Below are 21,475 nucleotides of genomic sequence, written 5' to 3'. Positions count from 1 at the left end.
GAAAAATTGATTCATTAAAAACCCTAAAATTAATGTTGGTTCAACTGGATGCCTATAGAATATTAATTGATAACACCCAGTTCTTTACCTACTTTCGCAAACGCTTCCAACGCCCTGTCCAAATGCTCTAATTCGTGGGCTGCGGACATTTGTGTGCGGATCCTTGCCTTGCCTTTAGGAACCACAGGATAAGAAAACCCGACCACATAGATTCCTTCTTCCAACAAGCGGGCTGCCATTTTCCCTGCCAAGGAAGCATCACCGAGCATAACGGGAATAATCGCATGTTCTCCCGGAACCAAATTAAAACCAAGCTTTCCCATGCCATTGCGAAAATACTGGCTATTTCGCTTAAGCTTTTTAAGAAGCTCATTACTGCCTTGCAGTAAATCCAGCACAGCAATGGAACTTTGTGCAATCATCGGCGCCAGAGTATTAGAAAAAAGGTAAGGCCTGGAACGCTGGCGTAACCAATCGATGATGGTGGCATTTGCTGCCGTATAGCCACCCGATGCACCACCAAGTGCCTTTCCCAAGGTTCCGGTCAGAATGTCTATTTTATCAGCAACACCACAATATTCCGGTGTACCTCGTCCGGTTTCTCCCATAAATCCAACCGCATGAGAATCATCGACCATCACCATCGCATCATAACGCTCTGCCAATTCACAAATGGCAGGTAAATTGGCGATAATCCCATCCATTGAAAATACACCGTCGGTGGCTATCAAGCGAAAACGAGCGTTCTGGGCGGCAATTAGCTGCTCTTCCAGGTCTTTCATGTCATTATTAGCATAACGAAACCTTGCAGCCTTGCACAGACGAACGCCATCGATGATGCTGGCGTGATTTAATGCATCGCTTATAATGGCATCTTCCGCACCCAGCAACGTTTCAAACAACCCCGTATTTGCATCAAAGCAAGAAGAGTAAAGGATGGTATCCTCCATTCCCAGAAAACCGCTTAACCTTCTCTCCAATTCCTTATGGGGCGTTTGGGTACCACAAATAAACCGCACGGAAGCCATTCCATAACCATATTTTTCAAGTGCTTTCTGTCCTTCAGTGATTAACTGGGGATTATTAGCCAGGCCCAAATAATTATTAGCACATAAATTAATAACTTCACCTTCTTTGACTTTTACTGCAGCCTGCTGCTGACTGGCTATTACACGTTCTTCCTTATATAACCCTTCCTTCTTCAATACCTCTAATTCAGATTGCAAAAAGTCAGTAAAACGCTCAAGCACCTTGATCTCCTTTGGGTATCATAAAAGCAACAAATGATAACAAATTTTACATGCAATAGCTCATTTTGTAGAGATCAAAGATCATATTTTGCCAATTCTGCGCCAAAAAAAACCTCCGCTGGATGAATCTGGGTTGAATCAACATCGAATCAATCGCACCTTTCATCAATTCTTGCTAAAATCGCCACAACGTTTTAACCTACAAGTACCTTTCGTTAACGTCGAAGGTCTTATAAGCGATGGTGATCCCGCAATGACTAATCAAAATGCACGAATCAATATGGTTAAACAACAACTTCGCACAGGCGACGTTCTTGATGAAACCATTCTTGCTCTTTATGATGAAATTCCCCGTCAGGAATTTGTACCTCATAACTTTCAGCATTTCGCTTACTCCGATATGCAGATCCCTTTAGCACACAATCAGCGTATGATGACCCCTCTGGAAGAAGGTAAACTTCTGCAGGCCCTGGCTCTTAGCGGCAAGGAAACGGTTTTGGAAGTTGGAACAGGAACCGGTTTTTTAACCGCCCTGTTAAGCAAGCTATGTAAAAAAGTAATTACTGTCGATTATTATTCAGATTTTACCAACTCCGCCCGACGCAAGCTGCATGAACATCAATGCATGAACGTAGAACTGATTACTGGCGATGCCTCCCGTGGCTGGCTCGAAAAAGCACCCTATGATGTAATGGTGTTTACCGGCTCGCTTGAACATATTACTGAGACTCAGCGTCTGCAGCTCTTGCCTGGCGGAAAATTATTTGCCATTGTCGGCAAGGAACCTATAATGCAAGGTCGAATTTATCACCTGCAACCAGATGGCCAATGGGAAATAAAAGAATTATTTGAAACAAGCATCCCTCCTTTAATTGATAAATTAAAGCCGAGGGAATTTGTTTTCTAGGATAAGCTCGTATGAAAAAAACGCTTTTGTGCTTGATGTTAACTGTCGGTTTGCCTCCCTTGCTACATGCAACGGATCTTATGGATATCTATCAACAGGCGCTAGAAAACGATCCTATTTTTAAACAGGCCTATAGCAGTTACATGTCCAGTACTGAAGCTATACCCCAGGCTCGTGCAGCTTTATTTCCACAGCTTGCAGTTGGTGCGCTAGCCGGCCGTAATATTCAGGATACCAGTGCCGCAGGAACTCATATCCAGGCTACTTACAACAGCACCCAATGGCAGGTCACAACTTCTCAGGCTGTTTTTAATTACCAGGCCTGGTCGCTGGTTCAGCAAGCCAAAGCATCAGTTAAAGCTGCACAGGCAAATTTTAACAGCGCAGCTCAAAACCTGATCCTTCGTACTGCCACCGCTTACTTTCAGGTATTGCTGGCAAGGGATACCCTCAATTTTGCCGAAGCCAAGAAACGGGCAAACAAGCGTCAGCTTGAACAGGCAGAACAGCGCTTCAGGGTAGGGCTCGATGCCATTACCTCCGTATACGAAGCACAAGCCGCTTATGATCAATCAGTCGCTGAAGTGATTTCGGCCAGAAATAATCAAATTAACCAGAATGAAAATCTACGTAAACTGACCAATCATACCTATGAGCACCTATCACCACTACGAGATAGCCGCATCCCTCTTATCAAACCCGAACCCGATAATATTGATGAATGGGTGAATACCGGCTTAAAGCAAAATTACAGTCTTTATGCCGCCAAATATAGCCTGGAAGCAGCAAGGGAAAATATAAAGGTGCAATCTGCAGGAAGCTGGCCTACTTTTAATATTCAGGGTAATGCCATACAAACCAATAACCAGGCCGGAGGAGGTGGTTCTTTCTTCGTACCCAGCAAGCAGGCTGTTGCCAATATTGCCCTGGCGATGAATTTTCCCGTTTTCCAGGGAGGGCTGGTACAAGCCCAGACTCGGCAAGCTCAATATGATTTTCAAACCTCAAGTCAAGTGATGGAGCAAACCTATCGAGATGTTGTGGTAAACAGCCGTATTGCTTTTAACACAATTATTGATGGCATCAGCAAGGTAAAAGCAGATCGGCAGACTATCGTTTCGCAGCAAAACTCATTGGAGAGTACTGAGGCACAGTTTCAGGTAGGTACGCGAACGATGGTAGACGTGGTTAATGCCCAGCAACGGCTGTTTGAAGCCCAGGAACAACTGGCACGAGATCAGTATGATCTGGTTAATGCTATCCTTAATTTAAAATTCCTTGCAGGCACGCTAAACGTTAATGATCTTGAAGAAGTTAATTCCTGGCTGGAGACTACACGTATTGCCGCTTTCCCACCGCAAGCCATTGCCAAACCCATTGTTAAAACGGTTATTAAGCCTGTAAATGCCAGCAAATAAAGCCTTAATTAAGTCAAGAATAACCGTATTTTAATTATATTACTCAAACCAGAGCCATAATATGTCCAGAGAACGAAGAATCACACAGTTACTTGATAGCCACTTGAAACCTTTTTATCTGGCGGTAGAGAATGAATCCCACATGCACCATGTGCCGGAACAGTCAGAAACCCATTTTAAGGTAGTAGCAGTATCTGATAAATTTAAAAACAAGTCTTTGCTCGCACGCCATCGCCAAATTAATTCATTGTTAACCGATGAATTAAATACCGGTCTTCATGCGTTAACCTTACATTTGTATACCGTGGAAGAATGGGAAAAGCGTAATAAGACAGCGCAAGATTCCCCAACTTGTCGAGGAGGCCACCGCCATGGCTAATACACTTCCAGTTTATTGGCAGAGTATATGCACCTTAACAGCCAAGCCACGGGGATTTCATCTGATTGGCGATGAGTTAGGGCAGGCACTTTCAAATATGCCCGCCATACATACTGGCCTGGTTCATTTATTCTTGCAACACACGTCTGCTTCTCTGGCAATCAGTGAGAATGCATGCCGTGATGTCCGTCAGGATCTGGAAACCTATTTCTCCAAGACGATACCAGATGATAGGAATCTATATACACATACATTAGAAGGTGAAGATGACATGCCTGCGCACATAAAAAATGTCCTGATAGGAGCCAGTTTAACCATTCCTGTACAGGAAGGTAAACTGGCACTTGGCCAATGGCAAGGCATTTACTTATGCGAGCATCGTAATCAGGCTTCCGCGCGGCGAATTGTCATCACCGCACATGGAATTATCTGAGGCTTTGGGAGGTTTTTTCAACCGGTTGACTCTCTTCAGGCGTAGTTGCCAGGGGCACTGCTATATTCATCAAATGAACCAGACCATCCACTATATTAACTGCTAAAGGAACACTGGAGACACCAGAGGCCAAACCTGCATAGATTGCCCCCATCCGGGCAGCGTTCACATAACCGGCTCCAATAACTGTCAGAGCATCGGCATTATCACCCAACGCCATGTAGCTGACAACATGAGTAAGTATATCCAGCCCAAATTCGCTTACACTGGCTTCAGGATCAGTCAATAACTTGCCTGCCGCAGCAGTAATTGCCGCTATGTTTGCTACCTGGAGTGCTGCACTGCAAACACTTCTTTGATTAAAGGTTGATTTAAAGAAACTATAAACAGGCATAACTATTCCTTAAGTTTAAAAAACTACGCAATCTACCAAAATTAAAAATCAAAGTACATACATAGGTCAGTAGTAGAGAAAGATAATTTAAATTGCTGTCGCAAAACACTTTTCATAGCTTCCCCCATTACCTTATAATGTTTATCTTTTTGCCAATTTATTATTGGAACCTAACTATGAAAGCCTGGTCTTCGGAAAAAATTTCAGTATTCGCATTAGTCCTGCTCATTACCGGAGCCATCGATAGCATACGTAACCTCCCTGCGACCGCGCTTTTTGGCTCCTCGCTGATTTTCTTTTTTATTTTTTCAGCCATTGTATTCTTAATTCCTGTGGCGTTAGTTTCCGCTGAACTATCCTCGACCTGGTCAGAAGAAGAGGGCGGCGTTTACAGTTGGGTCAAGCATGCCTTTGGTGAAACGATGGCTTTCTTTACCATTTGGCTGCAATGGATTAACACTATGGTCTGGTACCCGACCATTTTATCTTTCATTGCCGGAACCTTGGCTTATTTGATTAACCCCGAACTTGCGCAAAATAAATACTACTTAATTGCTGTAATCCTGGTCACCTTCTGGTCTTTAACCTTTCTTGGTCTTTCTGGTTTACGCGCGTCAGCCGCCTTTGCCAGTTTTTGCGCCGTAATCGGCATGATTTTACCAATGGCTTTGATCATTATGCTCGCACTTATTTGGTTGATAAATGGCAATCCCATTGCGATTGACTTAAGCCTGCATAGCCTGGTACCTCATTGGAAAGACAGTCAATCCTGGGTTTCACTAACAGCCATTATGACTTCTTTTCTAGGTATGGAATTAGCTGCCGTTCATGTTCGTAATGTTTATGACCCGCAACGCAATTATCCGCGGGCGATGTTTTTCTCAGTCACATTAATCCTGACTACAATGATCTTAGGTTCATTAGCCATTGCCTTTGTTCTTCCTCAGGAAAAAATCAGTTTGGTTGACGGGGTCATGCGGGCGTTTACCAATTTTTTTCAAGCCTATCATTTAACCTCGCTAATGCCGCTAATCGTTATCTTATTATTGCTTGGCAGTCTTGGGGGCATGGTTAACTGGATTATTTCACCTGCCAAAGGATTATTACTTGCGGCTGACCATGGCTTCTTGCCTCACTGGCTTTATAGGCTGAACCGTCATGGAATCGCTTCACGCATTTTAATTCTACAGGCGGTATTAGTGACCTTACTTTGTAGCGGTTTTCTTTTGTTTCCCAGCGTTAATGCCATCTACTGGTTATTTACTGATTTAAGTACAGAACTTTACATTATGATGTATGTGTTGATGTTTATTGCTGCCTGGCATTTAAAAGGAAAATTTGCTCACCTGCCCCGTCCTTTTGTCATTCCAGGAGGCCGATTTGGCTATTACCTCACTTGCATTTTAGGCCTTGCCGGTTGCTTCATCACATTGGTTGTAGGGTTTATCCCCCCTGAAACCAGTATGGATATGGGGGGAGCCAGTCATTTTCGCCTGATTTTTGCCAGCGGTATTTTTATCATGATTTTCCCTGCCTTTCTGTTAAATCTGCGTAAGAAAAGATTAAGTGCAAAATTAACTTTTAGTGAGGCTTGTCATGACTGATGATGAAAAGCTTGGCAGGATACGCGCTCAAATCGATAAAATTGACAAGGAATTTTTTAATTTATTACGTCAGCGTGCCGCTTTGGCAACTGAGATAGCAAAAATCAAACAACAGCAGCAAACGCCCGTCTACTATCGTCCGGAGCGTGAAGCACAGATTTTACGGACCATTGTTGCCAATAATGATAGTCTTTTACCTGATCGGGAAGTTGCACGTATTTTTCGAGACATAATGACTGCCTGTCTTGCACTGCAACAACCGCTGTCTATCGCCTATCTGGGACCAGAAGGAACCTTTACTCAGCAGGCCGTTGCCAAACATTTTGGAGAAAGCGTCAACCTGGTTTCCGAGCTTTCCATTCCCCAGGTATTCAGGCAAGTAGAAAGCGGTAATGTGCACTACGGAGTAGTCCCTATAGAAAACAGCAGCGAAGGCATGGTCAACGTTACTCTCGATAACCTGCTCAATAGTGAAATACAAATCTGCGGTGAAATCTCGCTGCGTATTCGCCACCACCTTGCCCGGATTGCACCTGAAAAACCATTATCGGTTATTTATGCTCATCAGCAAACACTCTCACAATGCCAATACTGGTTAGCAATGCATTATCCCAAAGTAGAATTGAAAGAAGTAACCAGTAATGGTTTGGCTGCCCAACTTGCATCTATGAATCCAGAATCAGCTGCCATTTGCGGTGATAAAGCAGTAGAAATTTATAAACTACAGAAGTCGTATCAACATATAGAAGATCATCCCAATAATACCACCCGGTTTATCATTCTAGGCAAGCAGCTGCCAGCTCCAAGCGGCAATGATAAAACCTCATTAATCATTTCTACACCCCATCAACCAGGAAGTCTCCTCCAACTTCTTGCCCCGTTTGAAAAACACCAGATTAACATGACATTAATCGAATCAAGGCCGTACCGTCATCGTAACTGGAGTTACCTCTTCTTTATTGATATTGAAGGCCATCAATCTGAACCTCATATTCAGGCAGCATTAAATGAGCTGACCAGTATGTCGGTGATGATGACACTGTTAGGTTCTTACCCTCAATCCATGGGGTAACTTCTTGTTTCCCTTAACTTTTACACCCAGGTTAATTCGTTTGGAAAGTTATTTTTTAAACGAGAAACCATATTTTTGTACAAATTAAATTATTTTGCAATTATGTAAAGTTTCTTTAATATTTCCTTAAGATTTGCGTGATAATGTGGGCGCATTTTGAGAAGCCAGGATAGTAAGGGCATGTTTGTCACGGCAAAAAAAAGCAAAGACACCGAATCTCTCGATCCAGATTTCTTCTTAACCGAATTTAACAGACTGCAACAATCCTTTGATCTATTAACCACAGAAAATAGCCGCTGTGTCCTGCCAGACAAAGCTGTGGAAAAATCAATTCAAGACGATGTTATTTTAAAACCGCAGATAATAGCTTTTAAAGATAAAACTGCCGAAGCGGATAACCTGCTGGTTAAACTTAACCACCGTATAGAGCACTACCTTGATCAAGAAGGTTACCAATCAATCCTGTTAAACGAATTAACAAAAGGAATCAGTGAGTTAAACCGCTTAAAGGAAGAACGATTGGCATTACATGCATCGATCGTCTCAAGACAAAAACTTTTAGTGCCTGATACTGATTGTCCTTTAGAGTTGGCCAATTATTTAATGGAAGCGAGGCTACAATTCGGGCGAGGGCTGGAAAAATTTCTTTTCAACTACTCAACGATTCATTTGACCAATAAAAATGATGAAAATTCGGTTTTTTTTCGCGATCAATTATCTCAGTTTTGTAAAGAACTTTATCAAGAACTAAAAGGGAAAAATATACTTACCCCCTACAAAGCAAAAGCAATCCGCGAAAACTTATTGCAACATTTAGGGGGAAAAACAAACTTCTTTGCATTTAAAACAACAACGCAAACCCTCGATAGCATTGCAATTAATAGCTTAACCGCAAACCTGTTTACACCCGAGCTAACTAAAGACCCAGCCATGCTAAAAAAGCAGATTGCGACTATCTATCATGTTTTGGCCAAAATAGAGTCTTTGCCGCTTCAATCAATCAAAGAGTATGATATTTTAAACACTGTAGCAGTGGAACAAGATCAGGAAATTCGCAGCCGATATCAAACGATTCAAAGACAAATTGATTTATCTTTGGAGGAATTAGGGAAAACATTATCATTATTTTCTTCTGAGCATGCTAAATATAACCAAATAATTGAAGCAAATGAAAATAGAAAACGTTTGTGCGTGCTTTTGCGGAAAACAGAAGAGCACTTCTGCTGCTATGATGAAGGCAGGCAAGAACTATTAAAGATTACCTCGCCGCTTACACGCCTGGAGGCACTGACTGACAGGCAATCCACAGAACTTAATGCAATTAAACAATTAGAGATTGATCTTAACCAATCAAGGGCAACTTCTATGAATTGCCTTGATAAGTTAAAAAAAGAGTATTCTCGCCTAAAAGAGCAGATGCAAACCGACTTAAAAGACGCGCTTAATAATGCAGAAGCTGCCTTGATATTTTATTATGACGAGTTCCTGCAAGAACCCACTTCCAAAGAAAATTTAGAACAGAAATTCAAAAATCAACACCAGTTGGCAGCTACACTGGCTGATGATAACAATACAGGGCAATTATACCCTCTTCAAGAAGCGACAGAATATGCCCTAAATCGGCTTAGGGCAGAAATAGGTCGTTGCAAAAACACTGTAAAAGATAAGATTGCTAATAATATCAACTGCGCTCAACTTAATACCAGCGATTTTCACATCCCTGCATTAAGTGCAACCAACCCCTTCAAAGACGTTTTGAGCAACCAAGTCACTCAGGCAAATGAAGCCGCTGCAACAATGGAGGAGATTTATGAACAACTGGATGCCGTTCGCGGCATTGATTTGCCCCACTGGTACTCCAACCTGACTAATGCATACCTGGCAACAAAAAACTTACTTACAATATGTGATACCACTCTCCAAAAAGCCAATATCATTGAACAGCGTTTGAATTCAAAAGAGTACAACGTATCTCTCACTGTTATTGATACCTTAAAAACTGAAATCTTCCGTATTATCAATACCCATATTGATCGTACGATTTTAAAAGAACCTGGCAATCCTGAATTAGAATCAATCAAACGAAAACCAGAAGTATGTTTTGCTTCTAGTATTGGATGCCAAACAATAAAAAAAATTGATCCCAGACTACCTACTTTGTTTCGCATATATAAGGAATTTTATCAGCTTAATCAGAAATATATCAATATAGACTTATCTTTTCAGGATAAAGAATATTATGACAGTTTGCTTAATAATGTAGAAAAACACTTACATAACGAACATATGGAAGAAATTTCAAATGGTGCAAACCCCCAGTTTATACAGTGGCTACGTACCCATATTCTTAAACCGTTACAATCAATCAGTTATCAGGCTTATCATTATGTCAAACAAGACGGAACGGCAAAATACCGTTTTTTCCCGACACTTGGCGCTTGCAAAACAGAGCGGCAATTAATTGAAAAAGGTAATGAAGTGTATTTTTCTCTCAATTTATCCTCTGAATTTGGAGGATAGTATGACACAGGGGATTACCCCATTAAAGAGGCGAGCCTGCGGGCAGAATTTAAATCATCCTGCGTATTAATATCTTGTAAGGGTTGTACACAAGCTTTCTCTACTTTAATCTTATAACCTCTCCATAGTACGCGAAGCTGTTCTAATGCTTCACAAGCCTCCAGCTCACAGACAGGCCAACTGACAAAATCAAGCAAAAAGGCGGCGCGATAGGCATATAGCCCGATATGTCGAGAAACCAATTCGATATTTTCCGGCTGGTCACGGTTTGCGGGAATAGCGCTTCTGGAAAAATAAAGCGCGTTATCCTCACAATCACGCACGACCTTCACAATGTTTGGATTATGAAGTTGTTCATGACCTTCAAGAGGCCAGCACAAGGTTGCCATGGGTGCCGTTGAATTCATCAGGTTTTCTGCCACCTGACCTATTAACTGAGGGGAAATGAAAGGCTCATCCCCTTGAACATTGACAATAATCGCTGACGGGTCAAATTGACCGCCAGCCACAACTTCAGCGATACGATCAGTTCCCGTCTGATGGCTGGCTGAAGTTAACTTTACTGTTGCCCCAAAGGATTGCACATGTTCTGCAATGAGCAAGCTATCCGTCGCAATGGTAATTGATTCAGGCTTTGCCTTCAGCGCCTGTCGGTAAACTCGCTCAATTACAGTAAGGCCATCAATATCCATTAATAGTTTGCCAGGCAAGCGTGTTGATTGATAACGCGCCGGGATAACCACATGAAATGCAGGAGTCATAATTGCTCTTTCTCCTCCAGGGAAATTAAGCGTCCTTCCTGTTCAAGCATTACAGGAATCCCTTCTCGTATAGGGTATGCCAAGCGGTCAAAACGACAGATTAACTCCTCTTTCTTAAGGATTAATTTACCCTTACAAAGAGGACAAACCAATATATCCAACAATCGCTTATCCACGAGGTTCTCCTTGCGTAATTTGGTTACGGATGTAAACAGGTAATGCCTCAGCAGGGGTCAGCTCTGTTAATTGACCCGCCAGCGCCATACGAATCATCGTCTGCGCATGAGGATAAATTGTGCATTGTTTGATAATTCTTGCTTGAACAGCAAGCGGCAACTGATTGTAATACGGCTCAAAACCTACACCTGCTAAAATCAATGGGTAATCGTTAACTAAAGTAATCGTCGCCACATCAGAAACGAATTCTTCTGCTTCATTAAGGTTGTCAGTAAAACAAGCCCAATAAACCTGGTTCATGCGGGCATCCAGTAGAGTTAAAAAACCAGTTTCTTCATTCTCTTTATTTTGATAGCAAGCTTCATTGGCTATAGTGGCAAGACTGCTCGCTGGCAACAAAGGCAGGTCGTGCGCATAGGCCAAACCCTTTGCCACACTGCAACTAATCCGAAGCCCGGTAAAACTGCCAGGCCCTCTGCCATAAGCAATCCCATCTAGCTGGTTTAAATTTGCACCCGTTTCAGCCAATAACTGCTCTATCATTGGCAACAATTCGCGTGCATGTTGACGAAGTGCAGGCTGCTCCCTGGTTCGCAGCTCACCGTTTATCATCAAGGCAACAGAGGCACAGTCTGTTGAGGTATCAATTGCCAACAGGTTCATTTTTAAGACCAATCTCATTAATAAAACTTAATACAGTTTGTTCATCACGCGTTTTACGCAGTGAAGGCAGGCTGGCAAAAATAGGTTGACCATATTCTCTTCCAGTCAAACGGGGATCTGCAATCATTAGCACCCCCCGATCATCGATATCACGTATTAATCGCCCTACCCCCTGCTTTAAAGCCAACACCGCATTGGGTAAAGAAAGCTCATTAAATCCTGAAAGACCTTTTGCTTTGAAATAAGCCATTTTTCCGCGAATAACAGGATCGGTCGGGCTTGCAAAAGGCAGCTTATCAATGATAACACAGGAAAGCGCCTCTCCCTTAACATCTACTCCTTCCCAAAAGGTTGCAGTCCCTAACAGGACGGCATTTCCGAGCTGGCGAAAACGAGCCAGTAAGATAGGCTTGGCTTCTTCCCCCTGAATCAAAAGGGGATAGTTTAAAGTATTGGACAGCCTTTGAGCAACCAGTTTTAATGCCTTATGGCTGGTAAATAAAAAGAAGCAACGCCCCCCGCAGGCATGAATTACAGGCAAGGCTTTTTCTAATAACAAATCATAGTAACGGGTATCTTTTGGATCCGGTAGTTCCCGAGGCAAATAAAGTAAAGCCTGCTGTTGATAATCAAAGGGACTGGATAAAGATAAGGTTTCTACCTGAGATAATCCCAATGGCTTGATAAAACAATCAAAAGAATCCCTCATGGTTAAAGTCGCCGAAGTAAACACATAGGCAGATTGTTGACGGGCAAGCAGGGTACTAAAGGAATCAGCAATCTCAAAAGGCGTTGCGTGGAAAACCAGCGTCTGCTTAAAACGCTCAAGCCATTTGATTTTTATTTTATCGGTTTCGGCGAAATTCAATAGCGTGTTTTTCATCTCTTGCAGACGCTTAAAACAGCGCATTAAACCAGACTCCTTTTCAGGCTCTGCTGTGTTGAAACAATCCAGTAGCTCATCAACCAATTGCAGCAGCTCACCCCAGGCTTTAATAAAAGCCTTATTGCGGGCTGCCATCTCCCAACTCATCCGCTCCTCACGTGAAGGTACTGCGGAATATAATTGCGCAATAATTTGATCAGCCTGAAAACTTAGTTTTTTTAACGGTTGATTTGCCAAATCGAGTATAGGCCATTCTTTTAATATATCATCAATTAAATCACGGATTTGACGAGTCCCTATCCTGTTACTGTTGAAATTAGCAGCGATTTCGGCCAATTGATGCGCCTCATCAAAGACCACTGTATTAACCCCAGGCAACAGCTCTCCGAAACCATCTTCCTTCAGGCGCGAATCGGCAAAAAATAAATGATGGTTAATAACGACAATATCAGCCTCAAGAGCACGTTTGCGAGCCTTAACCAAAAAGCAGGTTTGATGATACTCACATTCACTGCCAAGGCAATTTTCAGTGGTTGACGTTGCATAAGGCCAAACCGGCGAATCTTCGTTGATTTCTGGCAACTCCGAGCGCTCACCATCCGTAAGCTGAGGCAATTTTTCACGGATATGTAATAGTTCATGGGAGCACTGTGGATTGCTGAAGCGGCCTTCTTCTGCATGTAACTCGACCCGATAACGGCATAGATAATTAGCTCTGCCTTTCAGATTTTGGACGCGAACCGCAAGCCCGAGGGCGCGGATAAGCAAGGGCAAATCTTTTTGAAATAGTTGATCCTGCAGGGTTTTGGTCGCCGTTGAAATCAAGGCTTTTTTGCCGCTGAGCAGGCAGGGGACAAGATAAGCAAAGGTTTTTCCTGTTCCAGTGCCCGCTTCAGCAACCAGGATAGATTGGCTATCAATCGCTTTCGCAACAGCTAATGACAATGTAACTTGAGAGGGTCGTGCCACAAAACCAGGAATCGCAGTAGACAGTCTGCCTTTGTCGCTTAGTACACGCTGACAATGCGCAATGACATCTTCAGCGAGAGGGGCTACTTCTTCCACTCTTTTTCAAGATATTGCAGTTTTCCTTCCACGCCTTCCCAGGTTTTGGCATCATCTGGCGCTTCCTTTTTAGAGGTAATATTGGGCCAGGCTGCTGCCAGTTCGGCGTTAATCTGCTGGAATTGCTTCTGCTCCTCGGTCAAATCATCCTCAGAGACTATCGCTTCAACCGGGCATTCCGGCTCACATAAGGCGCAATCAATGCATTCATCCGGATGGATAACCAAAAAATTAGGCCCTTCATAAAAGCAATCCACCGGACAAACTTCCACACAATCAGTATATTTGCATTTAATACAATTTTCGGTAACAACGAAGGTCATACTCAACCCTTAAACTCAATTGGAATAATGCCTTATTAAAACACAAATGCCCCCGCTACCGCTAGCGGGGCATTGGTTTATCTTTCTATTCGTTTAAACAGCTGGAAGTCAATTGCTGAGAAGGCTCTTCAACTTCTGAAGGACGGTCTTGAGAAAATATACTCATGGCTCCAAGCAACGAACGAGGGCGGTCAATCCGAGGCTGAAAGCTTTTCTGCACTTCAGACAAGGTTTCATTTACAATGTTCGCCCTACTTTGCTTGAGATCTCGATGCTCTGCGTAAGCAAGTATCGATACGATAATAGCTGCTCCCCCCAAGACGATAAGACCTGCTAATGGATTAACCATAAACGTAATAAATACTGGAAGAATAGCTCCCGCGGCTAAGATTGAGGCAGCACTGTAATCCCTGTCTTCACGATTGTTCGCCCCCTGAATAGTCCTATCAATGATACCTATAGCCTGCTCAATATCGGCTTTATATGGCTCTAGCCCCCCTGTCTCCTGAAGCTTTAAATTGGTTTGCAGATACTGCAACAGCGCCAAAGTATCATCAAGCTTATTCCTACCCAGATTATTACGGATGTGGGAAATAAGTTCCCCCATCTCTTTACCGCCATCAAGGGGAATTTCCTTCTCAACGATCCTACGACAATCTTCATTTGGTAAGAGTTGATTCAAAATATAAATGCTGGTTAAAAAACTTTTTCGCTCAGGAGCCCCCTCAAATTTCTTTTCCAATTGTTCAATGTGTTTTTGAATGCCGGCCATGCTGACTCCCGTAGAAATAGCGAGATAAGATTAAACAACAATCTTTATGTCTAATTTTTTTACATAATTTATCATAAATAAACTTTCCTGGCTAGTCTTAATTAGGCTGTATTTATCAACTTAAATTTCAATCAAAAGCCAGCTTCGGTCCCAAGGGAACAATCTGTGTTGGATTGATGGTTTTATGGCTAAAATAATAATGTTGTTTAATGTGCAAAAAGTTTACCGTTTCCCGTACACCTGGATATTGAAAAAGTTTTTCCAAATAAGGCTGTAATGCTTGATAATCGGTGATTCGCTGCTTATTTGCCTTAAAATGGCCATAATAGACGGCATCAAAGCGAATGAGGGTTGTAAATAAACGCCAGTCTGCTTCTGTTAATTGTCCACCGACCAAATAAGAGTGACTGGTTAAATGCCTATCCAATTCATCGAGTACGCTGAATAACTGAATATAAGCTTCCTCATAAGCTTCTTGTGTCGTAGCAAAACCACATTTATAAACACCATTATTTACCCCATGATAAATTTTATCATTTATTGCATCAATTTCAGCATGCAAAGCATCGGGATAAAAATCTTGCCTATCGCCAGTCAGGTGATTAAACGCCTGATTAAATTGACGAATAATACTTGCTGATTCGTTAGAAACGATTGTTTTCTCTTTTTTATCCCATAGAACAGGAACTGTAACCCGTCCTGTATATTGACTATCTGCCTTGGTGTATAACTCGTATAAATAATTTAAGCCATAGAGTTTATCACCTGTAGCACCCATACCAGACTTAAATTCCCAGCCATTCTCAAGCATGTGCGGGTGTACGACGGAAACATCGATGTAATTTTCCAGTTTTTTAAGTGTTCTGAAAATAAGGGTCCGGTGGGCCCAGGGACAAGCCAATGATACATAGAGATGATAACGGCCTTTTTCTGCGGGGAAACGCGCCTTCGGATCGATACTTATTCCATCTTCAAACTGAGCAGACTCTCTTTTAAAGGCTCCATCTGTTTTAGAGGTATCATACCAGACATCATGCCATTGCCCATCAACTAATCGTCCCATTGTTTTCTCCATTTAATAATTAAAGAGCCTATTCTCAACTTTATGACTACAGAATCATATTAATAAAAAACGAAAATTTTTCTGAATTTCACTTAAGCTGAATTGATTTAAAAACAGGGAGAAACTCATCCAGGCGCTAAGTGCGGAAAGATCGCGAAATGGGGGCGGCAAATAAAGCGGCTGGGTTAAAAGCCCACGCTCCTTTAATTCGCCCAATAAAGGCAAGTCATCAAGCACTAATTTACCGGTAAACAATAACGGAATGGAATCAATATGACGCTGGCTGATTGCAAAACGCATGTAGTTATATATCAGCAAAAAGCCTTTTGCATAGGATAAATCCTTGGTAAAAGGCCCTCCATCTGGGGTGCTGCCACGAAATACTCTAACCGTATGATTGTAACTCTCGTCTTCAGTAAAGCCACAGTCAATAAAATAACGGTAAATATCAATAAAATTGGCACCCTGCCTGACTTTATCCAGTGCTATCACCCGATTGGTGATTTTACGCACGCGACCAGGATAAGAGGAAAAAGTGACTATCTCGGTAATAACAGCCAAACCTTCCTGAATCACACTACTTGAAGGCGAGCCCTTGGACAGAAAGAAGCAATAAGGCTGCATGGCGCCATTCATCGTAGTGCCAACATGAACCCACCCCTCATGCACTTCAAGGTATTTCAAATCCCGATCACTGAACATCGCCTGTTGACTTAACTTAATCGTATCTGCTCCGGCGGCGGCATCAGCAACCATGTCATCGCTGACCATGACAGTAACCTTGCCGGGATGCCGATCAAAAAAATGACCCAGTCGCTCCTGCAAAAACTGCTGGGCTTGCTGAGGGGTATGACGCTTGACATCAGCATCCGATTGTAATTGCACATCAAGGGCGGTTAATACGTCAAACAGCAAGGTTCCTAAATCGCTTAATCGAGGCCCCCCGGAATAAAAAGCATCATTAGGACTGCCATATAATTCCATGGAAAGTTCACAAAACGCAGGTGTTCCACGGGAAGCGAGCATCTGCACGGCACGTGAAAATTCTTCGCATTGCCGTTTGATTAATCGAGTAACCGGTGAATACTGACCCAATTGATTTTGCGCATCCCTCAGAATCAAGCGAAACTCCTCTTGCTTCTCATTCGCATCAAACGGCAACGGCTTGGTCAGGTAGTAATCGCGATCGACTTTGGGTAAACGTTTTGCCTTATTCTGAAAAAAATCGTGCTTGACTGATTCATCCCATTTAATACTGTCCAAGATACGGATGGTTCGTTGCGCCTCTACCATGCGCGTCGATAATTCACGGATAATCTCTAATTCCTGCGCTTCTGTTGCCATTGTAGTCTTCACATTAAATAGGTTTAGGATGCAACCCCGGAATTGGAAGGCGGCGCAATACTTACCCGGGGATTCTGGTTTTGTGGCGGCAAAACATAAAAATGACTGACGTTACTGTCTGTCAAAGGCGGGGGTACTACTATTTTTTCCCCATTTTTACTATGTAGATATTGCTGCTCTCTATTACTGGCATAGTGCGAACAAGCGGATAAAAACATTAAACCAACAACACATAATTTCTTCACAACGACTGTTCCTTAATTAAACAAGCTGCAAACTACGCAATACCTGCTCTAATGGTTTATGGTGTTCTACTGATAATGAAGTCAATGGCAATCGTAACTCATCTTCTATGAAACCCATTCTGCTTAACACCCATTTTACAGGTATAGGATTTGATTCAACAAACAATAATTGGTTAAGCGGCATTAACTGCTCATTGAGCCGCATACAACCTGCCTGATCATTATCCAGGGCGGCATCGCATAACTTGGCCATCTGTCTGGCTGCCACATTAGCAGTGACAGATATAGTCCCCTTTGCCCCTGCCAACATCCATTGAGCCGCAGTCAAATCATCCCCACTATACACATCAATCCCTTCACATAGGCGCAAGAGTTGCTGTAAGCGGGACATTTGGCCAGTCGCCTCTTTAATTCCTATAATATTGGAGATTTTCGCAAGTCGTGCCACAGTCTCCGGTTGCATATCACAGGCAGTACGGCTGGGCACGTTATACAAAATAATTGGAATAGCCACCGCATGAGCAATATGGCTGTAATGCTGGAAAAGTCCTTCTTGCGTGGGTTTGATATAAGCCGGAGTCATAATCAGTGCTGCATGCGCACCAGACTCCATAGCTTCTTGAGTCAATTCAATACATTCTTTAGTAGCATTGGCTGCAGTTCCTGCAATTACCGGGATTCTTTCCTGAACTTGCTCTATTACGGTTTTGATAACCAACAGTTTTTCCTGATGCGATAAGGTTCCAGCCTCGCCAGTGGTTCCCGCTGCAACAATAGCATGGGTTCCGGCACTGATATGGAATTCTACAAGTTCTCTCAAACGTGCAGTATCAACTTTGCCATCGATTAAAGGTGTCACCAGTGCGACAATACTACCCCGAAACATAGTTCCCTCATTTTTACTGAAAATTAAAATTCAATACTACTGATGGATGAACAATTTCTCAAGCGTAAAAGAAATTGGGCGCTTACCCGCGATTTGATAGACAGGAATCCTGACTCCAGATTTTTACCATTAAAAACATGCTTGCTCACTATCTGAGAAAAATCACCATTATTACAATTAATTATATTTTTTTAGCACACCAACCATACCCAATAACTGAATTAAAAATGGGCTAAGTGTATTTTTTTGTACTAATATCCCTAGTGAAGGATCAATTTTCAAGAGGACCTAACCATGAAAAAATTAATAGCAATTATGTTTTTCTTGGGATTATCGACCACAGGACTGGTTTCATGTACCGCTACTCAGGTAGGAACCGCTACAGGTGCCGCCGCCGGAGCTGGCCTTGGCTATGCAGTAAGTGGCGGTCGCGGAGCTGGAGCTATTATTGGCGCTGGCGCTGGCGCACTAATTGGCCATCAGATAGGACAACAAGAAGATAGAAGACGCTGGTACAGAGGTCGCTATTATTACTACTGATCTCTGTAATAATTCTTCCACTGTTGACTTTCAGTTGGCATAAAGGACACAAAATCCTTTATGCCGCTGCTATTTATACCCCCATGTTTTCCCTGAATATCCAGGCCTCCATTTCAACCCGAATCCAAATAGCAAAATAATAAACTCACTGCTATACTGCTAAAATCGATTAAAATACAAGGAAAGTAGACATGAAGCTGAAAGGAAAAGTAGCTGTAATTACCGGGGCTGCCAGTGGAATCGGCAAGGAAATTGCACTTGTTTATGCTCGTGAAGGGGCAAAAGTAGCCATCGCTGATCTGAATTTTAATCAAGCCCAGGAAGTGGTCGAAGAAATTGAATCCATGGGCAGCCAAGCCATGGCTGTTGCCATGAATGTCACTGATGAAGGGCAAGTTAATGAAGGCATTGATGCTGTAGCCAGCCGTTTTGGCAGCATCGATGTTCTTGTCAGCAATGCCGGAATCCAGATTATTGATCCTGTTGATAAATTAGCTTTTTCCGATTGGAAAAAAATGCTGGCCATTCATCTGGATGGAGCATTCCTTACTACCAAAGCATCGCTTAAGCATATGTATTCTGCAGGAAAAGGCGGCAGTATTATCTATATGGGATCTGTTCACTCCAAAGAAGCATCCAAGTTGAAAGCGCCCTATGTTACCGCCAAACACGGTTTACTTGGTTTATGCAGGGTAGTCGCCAAGGAAGGAGCTGCTCATGGTGTTCGTGCAAACGTTATCTGTCCAGGCTTCGTACGTACCCCATTAGTAGACAAGCAAATACCTGAGCAAGCTAAAGAACTCAACATGAGTGAAGAGGATGTGATTAAAAAAGTGATGCTCAAAGATACTGTCGATGGTGAATTTACTACAATTGAGGATGTAGCTCAAACTGCATTATTTTTTGCTTCATTCAACTCAAACGCATTAACGGGACAAGCTTTAGTTGTCTCTCATGGCTGGTTTATGGAGTAATAACATCAAGGCATATGCTTATTCCTTAACATGTGCCTAATAAAATTACAACATAGGCGATATCTCTGACTCTATCCGATTTGCTACTAAACAGGAGTTTGACAAATGAATGAAGCACATATTCGAGAAAATGCGTTTGCAATGCCTTTTTGCAGCCCGTCCTATCCCCGTGGTCCTTATCGTTTCATCAATCGTGAATACCTGATTATCACCTATGAAACTGATATGGACTTGCTCCGCGAAATTGTGCCAGCACCGTTGGAAGTCACTAAGCCCTGGGTAAATTTTGAAGTCATCCGTATGCCTGACTCAACCGGATTTGGGGACTATACAGAATCAGGCCAGGTTATTCCTGTCCGCTACCAGGGTAAAGAAGGCGGCTATACGCATGCCATGTACCTGGATGATCATCCCCCTATTGCTGGCGGCCGTGAAATTTGGGGATTTCCCAAGAAACTTGCCCAACCTTGTTTGTCGGTTGAAAAAGAAACCCTCCTGGGGACATTGGATTATGGTTGTAATCGAATTGCAACCGCTACAATGGGCTATAAATACCAGACACTTGATATCAAGAAAGTAGCTGAGTCGATTGTAGCACCATGCTATTTGCTAAAAGTTATCCCCCACGTCGATGGCAGTACCCGTATTTGTGAGCTGGTAGAATATCATTTGGAAGATGTAACGATAAAAGGCGCATGGACTGGGCCTGCCCAACTGGAATTATACCATCATGCTTTGGCGCCAGTTGCCAGATTACCGGTCAAAAAGGTGATTAACGCCGTTCATTTCGTTTCAGATTTAACACTTCCCTATGGTCGGGTCGTTCACGATTATATGAAATAAGGATTAAAACAATATTTAATTTGCTATCAAATGTGTTGAATGCTTAAATTCTTTTGATATCATGGAGTTAAAGAATATAGGGAAGAACGATGCTCGTTTTGCTTGGGTATATTGTCATTTTACTTTCTGTCTTTGGCGGATTCGCGTTAGCCGGTGGTCATCTGGCAGCTGTATTCCAACCTGTGGAGTTGCTAATCATAGGTGGTGCTGCTGTTGGCTCCTTGATCGTGGGAAACAGCGGCAGTGTGCTAAAGTCTATAGCTCACGCTTTGCCCACTTTATTCAGACGTGCGAAATCTGCCAAGATGATGCACAATGATTTGCTTGGCCTTCTTTTTGCCTTACTGACCAAAGGTCGTCAGGAGGGGTTTATGTCATTAGAAAATGATGTTGACGATCCGGCAAATAGTGCTATTTTCGGCAACTTCCCTCGAATTATGTCAATGCCTCATGTGGTGGAGTTTATCTGCGATTATTTTCGTCTGCTTATTACCTCCAATCTGCAACCTCACCAGCTTGAGTCACTGATGGACAGTGAAATAGAAACTTATCACCAGGAAGAATTAATTCCCGTAAATGCGATTTCCAAACTCGCAGACGCCATGCCAGCCTTTGGGATAGTAGCCGCCGTTTTAGGGGTAGTACACTCGATGGAGTCTATCCACCTCCCTCCGAGTGAACTAGGCGTATTAGTAGCACAAGCGCTTGTAGGGACTTTTCTGGGGATATTGTTAGGCTATGGCTTCATTGGTCCATTGGCAACTGCCCTTGAGCAACGGGCAAACGAATCATTATTAGTATTAAACTGCATCAAAGTAACCCTTTTAGCCAGCATGCATAATAATCCGCCGCTTATTTCCACCGAATTTGGACGCAAGGTATTGTTCACTACAACCAGGCCTTCCTTTAATGAGTTAAGCGAGGAAATGAAGCCTGCCAGGCAAGCAGCATAGGTA

Annotated in this window: 23 protein-coding genes; 11 read left to right on the top strand and 12 right to left on the bottom strand. The window is 42.7% G+C overall.

Features of this window, described 5'->3' with window-relative positions; genetic code table 11:
- Window positions 1–62: 62 nt before the first annotated feature.
- Complete coding sequence (locus tag E1O65_RS06425) at window positions 63–1,250, bottom strand: glycine C-acetyltransferase (protein ID WP_133132775.1); 1,188 nt, start codon at window positions 1,248–1,250, stop codon at window positions 63–65.
- Window positions 1,251–1,503: 253 nt separating this feature from the next.
- Between E1O65_RS06425 and E1O65_RS06420 the strand changes: the two genes are divergently transcribed.
- The 4 genes from E1O65_RS06420 to E1O65_RS06405 all read left to right on the top strand — a co-directional run bounded on the left by E1O65_RS06420 (window position 1,504) and on the right by E1O65_RS06405 (window position 4,387).
- Window positions 1,504–2,157, top strand: coding sequence for a protein-L-isoaspartate O-methyltransferase (locus tag E1O65_RS06420; RefSeq protein WP_133132816.1), 654 nt, complete (start codon window positions 1,504–1,506; stop codon window positions 2,155–2,157).
- A gap of 11 nt (window positions 2,158–2,168) precedes the next feature.
- Window positions 2,169–3,575 carry a TolC family outer membrane protein gene (locus E1O65_RS06415; RefSeq protein ID WP_133132774.1) on the top strand — a complete coding sequence of 469 codons (1,407 nt, stop codon included), beginning with the start codon at window positions 2,169–2,171 and terminating at the stop codon, window positions 3,573–3,575.
- 61 nt (window positions 3,576–3,636) lie between these two features.
- Window positions 3,637–3,954, top strand: a complete 318-nt coding sequence (locus E1O65_RS06410) for a BolA/IbaG family iron-sulfur metabolism protein (protein ID WP_133132773.1) — start codon at window positions 3,637–3,639, stop codon at window positions 3,952–3,954.
- Window positions 3,947–4,387, top strand: a complete 441-nt coding sequence (locus E1O65_RS06405) for a secondary thiamine-phosphate synthase enzyme YjbQ (RefSeq protein ID WP_133132772.1) — start codon at window positions 3,947–3,949, stop codon at window positions 4,385–4,387. The genes E1O65_RS06410 and E1O65_RS06405 overlap by 8 nt, the downstream gene beginning before the upstream one ends.
- On the opposite strand, the gene E1O65_RS06400 is transcribed toward E1O65_RS06405, so the two are convergent.
- Window positions 4,380–4,781: a hypothetical protein gene (locus E1O65_RS06400; protein ID WP_133132771.1), complete on the bottom strand. Its 402-nt coding sequence runs from the start codon at window positions 4,779–4,781 to the stop codon at window positions 4,380–4,382. The two genes, E1O65_RS06405 and E1O65_RS06400, sit on opposite strands and share 8 nt — an antisense overlap.
- 176 nt (window positions 4,782–4,957) lie before the next feature.
- Here E1O65_RS06400 and E1O65_RS06395 point away from each other — a divergent pair, with 176 nt between their 5' ends.
- From E1O65_RS06395 to E1O65_RS06385, 3 genes are all read left to right on the top strand, one after another.
- Window positions 4,958–6,385 carry an amino acid permease gene (locus E1O65_RS06395; RefSeq protein WP_133132770.1) on the top strand — a complete coding sequence of 476 codons (1,428 nt, stop codon included), beginning with the start codon at window positions 4,958–4,960 and terminating at the stop codon, window positions 6,383–6,385.
- Window positions 6,378–7,457 carry a prephenate dehydratase gene (pheA, locus tag E1O65_RS06390; RefSeq protein WP_207384230.1) on the top strand — a complete coding sequence of 360 codons (1,080 nt, stop codon included), beginning with the start codon at window positions 6,378–6,380 and terminating at the stop codon, window positions 7,455–7,457. The genes E1O65_RS06395 and pheA overlap by 8 nt, the downstream gene beginning before the upstream one ends.
- Before the next feature lie 180 nt (window positions 7,458–7,637).
- Window positions 7,638–9,977: a hypothetical protein gene (locus E1O65_RS06385; RefSeq protein WP_133132768.1), complete on the top strand. Its 2,340-nt coding sequence runs from the start codon at window positions 7,638–7,640 to the stop codon at window positions 9,975–9,977.
- Window positions 9,978–9,991: 14 nt separating this feature from the next.
- On the opposite strand, the gene kdsB is transcribed toward E1O65_RS06385, so the two are convergent.
- The 10 genes from kdsB to dapA form a co-directional block, all read right to left on the bottom strand.
- On the bottom strand, window positions 9,992–10,738 hold the full coding sequence (kdsB, locus tag E1O65_RS06380; RefSeq protein ID WP_133132767.1) for a 3-deoxy-manno-octulosonate cytidylyltransferase: 747 nt from the start codon (window positions 10,736–10,738) through the stop codon (window positions 9,992–9,994).
- Window positions 10,735–10,914, bottom strand: a complete 180-nt coding sequence (locus E1O65_RS06375) for a Trm112 family protein (protein ID WP_133132766.1) — start codon at window positions 10,912–10,914, stop codon at window positions 10,735–10,737. The genes kdsB and E1O65_RS06375 overlap by 4 nt, the downstream gene beginning before the upstream one ends.
- Complete coding sequence (gene tsaB / locus E1O65_RS06370) at window positions 10,907–11,578, bottom strand: tRNA (adenosine(37)-N6)-threonylcarbamoyltransferase complex dimerization subunit type 1 TsaB (RefSeq protein WP_133132765.1); 672 nt, start codon at window positions 11,576–11,578, stop codon at window positions 10,907–10,909. The genes E1O65_RS06375 and tsaB overlap by 8 nt, the downstream gene beginning before the upstream one ends.
- Complete coding sequence (locus tag E1O65_RS06365; protein WP_133132764.1) at window positions 11,559–13,529, bottom strand: ATP-dependent DNA helicase; 1,971 nt, start codon at window positions 13,527–13,529, stop codon at window positions 11,559–11,561. The genes tsaB and E1O65_RS06365 overlap by 20 nt, the downstream gene beginning before the upstream one ends.
- Window positions 13,517–13,852 (bottom strand): ferredoxin FdxA, encoded by a 336-nt coding sequence (gene fdxA / locus E1O65_RS06360; RefSeq protein WP_133132763.1) that lies wholly within the window; start codon window positions 13,850–13,852, stop codon window positions 13,517–13,519. Before fdxA ends, E1O65_RS06365 begins: the two co-directional genes overlap by 13 nt.
- 85 nt (window positions 13,853–13,937) lie before the next feature.
- Window positions 13,938–14,624, bottom strand: a complete 687-nt coding sequence (locus tag E1O65_RS06355; RefSeq protein ID WP_133132762.1) for a hypothetical protein — start codon at window positions 14,622–14,624, stop codon at window positions 13,938–13,940.
- A gap of 127 nt (window positions 14,625–14,751) precedes the next feature.
- Window positions 14,752–15,687, bottom strand: a complete 936-nt coding sequence (locus tag E1O65_RS06350) for a glutathione S-transferase family protein (protein WP_133132761.1) — start codon at window positions 15,685–15,687, stop codon at window positions 14,752–14,754.
- A gap of 54 nt (window positions 15,688–15,741) precedes the next feature.
- A complete protein-coding gene (locus tag E1O65_RS06345) occupies window positions 15,742–17,031 on the bottom strand; it encodes a flavohemoglobin expression-modulating QEGLA motif protein (RefSeq protein WP_133132760.1) in 1,290 nt (429 codons plus the stop codon).
- Between the two features lie 23 nt (window positions 17,032–17,054).
- Window positions 17,055–17,276 carry a hypothetical protein gene (locus E1O65_RS06340; RefSeq protein WP_133132759.1) on the bottom strand — a complete coding sequence of 74 codons (222 nt, stop codon included), beginning with the start codon at window positions 17,274–17,276 and terminating at the stop codon, window positions 17,055–17,057.
- A gap of 16 nt (window positions 17,277–17,292) precedes the next feature.
- Window positions 17,293–18,162: a 4-hydroxy-tetrahydrodipicolinate synthase gene (dapA, locus tag E1O65_RS06335; protein ID WP_133132758.1), complete on the bottom strand. Its 870-nt coding sequence runs from the start codon at window positions 18,160–18,162 to the stop codon at window positions 17,293–17,295.
- Between the two features lie 294 nt (window positions 18,163–18,456).
- Between dapA and E1O65_RS06330 the strand changes: the two genes are divergently transcribed.
- The 4 genes from E1O65_RS06330 (at window position 18,457) to motA (ending at window position 21,472) form a co-directional block, all read left to right on the top strand.
- On the top strand, window positions 18,457–18,702 hold the full coding sequence (locus tag E1O65_RS06330; protein ID WP_133132757.1) for a glycine zipper domain-containing protein: 246 nt from the start codon (window positions 18,457–18,459) through the stop codon (window positions 18,700–18,702).
- 191 nt (window positions 18,703–18,893) lie between these two features.
- Window positions 18,894–19,676 carry a 3-hydroxybutyrate dehydrogenase gene (locus E1O65_RS06325; protein ID WP_133132756.1) on the top strand — a complete coding sequence of 261 codons (783 nt, stop codon included), beginning with the start codon at window positions 18,894–18,896 and terminating at the stop codon, window positions 19,674–19,676.
- A gap of 105 nt (window positions 19,677–19,781) precedes the next feature.
- Window positions 19,782–20,519, top strand: coding sequence for an acetoacetate decarboxylase (locus E1O65_RS06320; protein WP_133132755.1), 738 nt, complete (start codon window positions 19,782–19,784; stop codon window positions 20,517–20,519).
- An 89-nt stretch (window positions 20,520–20,608) separates the two neighbouring features.
- Window positions 20,609–21,472 (top strand): flagellar motor stator protein MotA, encoded by an 864-nt coding sequence (motA, locus tag E1O65_RS06315; RefSeq protein ID WP_133132754.1) that lies wholly within the window; start codon window positions 20,609–20,611, stop codon window positions 21,470–21,472.
- The last annotated feature ends 3 nt before the right edge of the window (window positions 21,473–21,475 follow it).

The organism is Legionella sp. W10-070 (assembly GCF_900640175.1).
Classification (GTDB): Bacteria; Pseudomonadota; Gammaproteobacteria; order Legionellales; family Legionellaceae; genus Tatlockia.
This window is presented reverse-complemented; position numbering and strand designations above follow the sequence as displayed.

Coding starts and splice junctions, on each gene's coding strand:
- E1O65_RS06355 (WP_133132762.1), bottom strand. CDS start 14,624: ATGGCCGGCATTCAAAAACACATTGAACAATTGGAAAAGAAATTTGAG.
- fdxA (WP_133132763.1), bottom strand. CDS start 13,852: ATGACCTTCGTTGTTACCGAAAATTGTATTAAATGCAAATATACTGAT.
- E1O65_RS06400 (WP_133132771.1), bottom strand. CDS start 4,781: ATGCCTGTTTATAGTTTCTTTAAATCAACCTTTAATCAAAGAAGTGTT.
- motA (WP_133132754.1), top strand. CDS start 20,609: ATGCTCGTTTTGCTTGGGTATATTGTCATTTTACTTTCTGTCTTTGGC.
- E1O65_RS06320 (WP_133132755.1), top strand. CDS start 19,782: ATGAATGAAGCACATATTCGAGAAAATGCGTTTGCAATGCCTTTTTGC.
- E1O65_RS06385 (WP_133132768.1), top strand. CDS start 7,638: ATGTTTGTCACGGCAAAAAAAAGCAAAGACACCGAATCTCTCGATCCA.
- E1O65_RS06410 (WP_133132773.1), top strand. CDS start 3,637: ATGTCCAGAGAACGAAGAATCACACAGTTACTTGATAGCCACTTGAAA.
- E1O65_RS06330 (WP_133132757.1), top strand. CDS start 18,457: ATGAAAAAATTAATAGCAATTATGTTTTTCTTGGGATTATCGACCACA.
- E1O65_RS06420 (WP_133132816.1), top strand. CDS start 1,504: ATGACTAATCAAAATGCACGAATCAATATGGTTAAACAACAACTTCGC.
- E1O65_RS06325 (WP_133132756.1), top strand. CDS start 18,894: ATGAAGCTGAAAGGAAAAGTAGCTGTAATTACCGGGGCTGCCAGTGGA.
- E1O65_RS06405 (WP_133132772.1), top strand. CDS start 3,947: ATGGCTAATACACTTCCAGTTTATTGGCAGAGTATATGCACCTTAACA.
- E1O65_RS06415 (WP_133132774.1), top strand. CDS start 2,169: ATGAAAAAAACGCTTTTGTGCTTGATGTTAACTGTCGGTTTGCCTCCC.
- E1O65_RS06345 (WP_133132760.1), bottom strand. CDS start 17,031: ATGGCAACAGAAGCGCAGGAATTAGAGATTATCCGTGAATTATCGACG.
- dapA (WP_133132758.1), bottom strand. CDS start 18,162: ATGTTTCGGGGTAGTATTGTCGCACTGGTGACACCTTTAATCGATGGC.
- E1O65_RS06395 (WP_133132770.1), top strand. CDS start 4,958: ATGAAAGCCTGGTCTTCGGAAAAAATTTCAGTATTCGCATTAGTCCTG.
- pheA (WP_207384230.1), top strand. CDS start 6,378: ATGACTGATGATGAAAAGCTTGGCAGGATACGCGCTCAAATCGATAAA.
- E1O65_RS06350 (WP_133132761.1), bottom strand. CDS start 15,687: ATGGGACGATTAGTTGATGGGCAATGGCATGATGTCTGGTATGATACC.
- kdsB (WP_133132767.1), bottom strand. CDS start 10,738: ATGACTCCTGCATTTCATGTGGTTATCCCGGCGCGTTATCAATCAACA.
- tsaB (WP_133132765.1), bottom strand. CDS start 11,578: ATGAACCTGTTGGCAATTGATACCTCAACAGACTGTGCCTCTGTTGCC.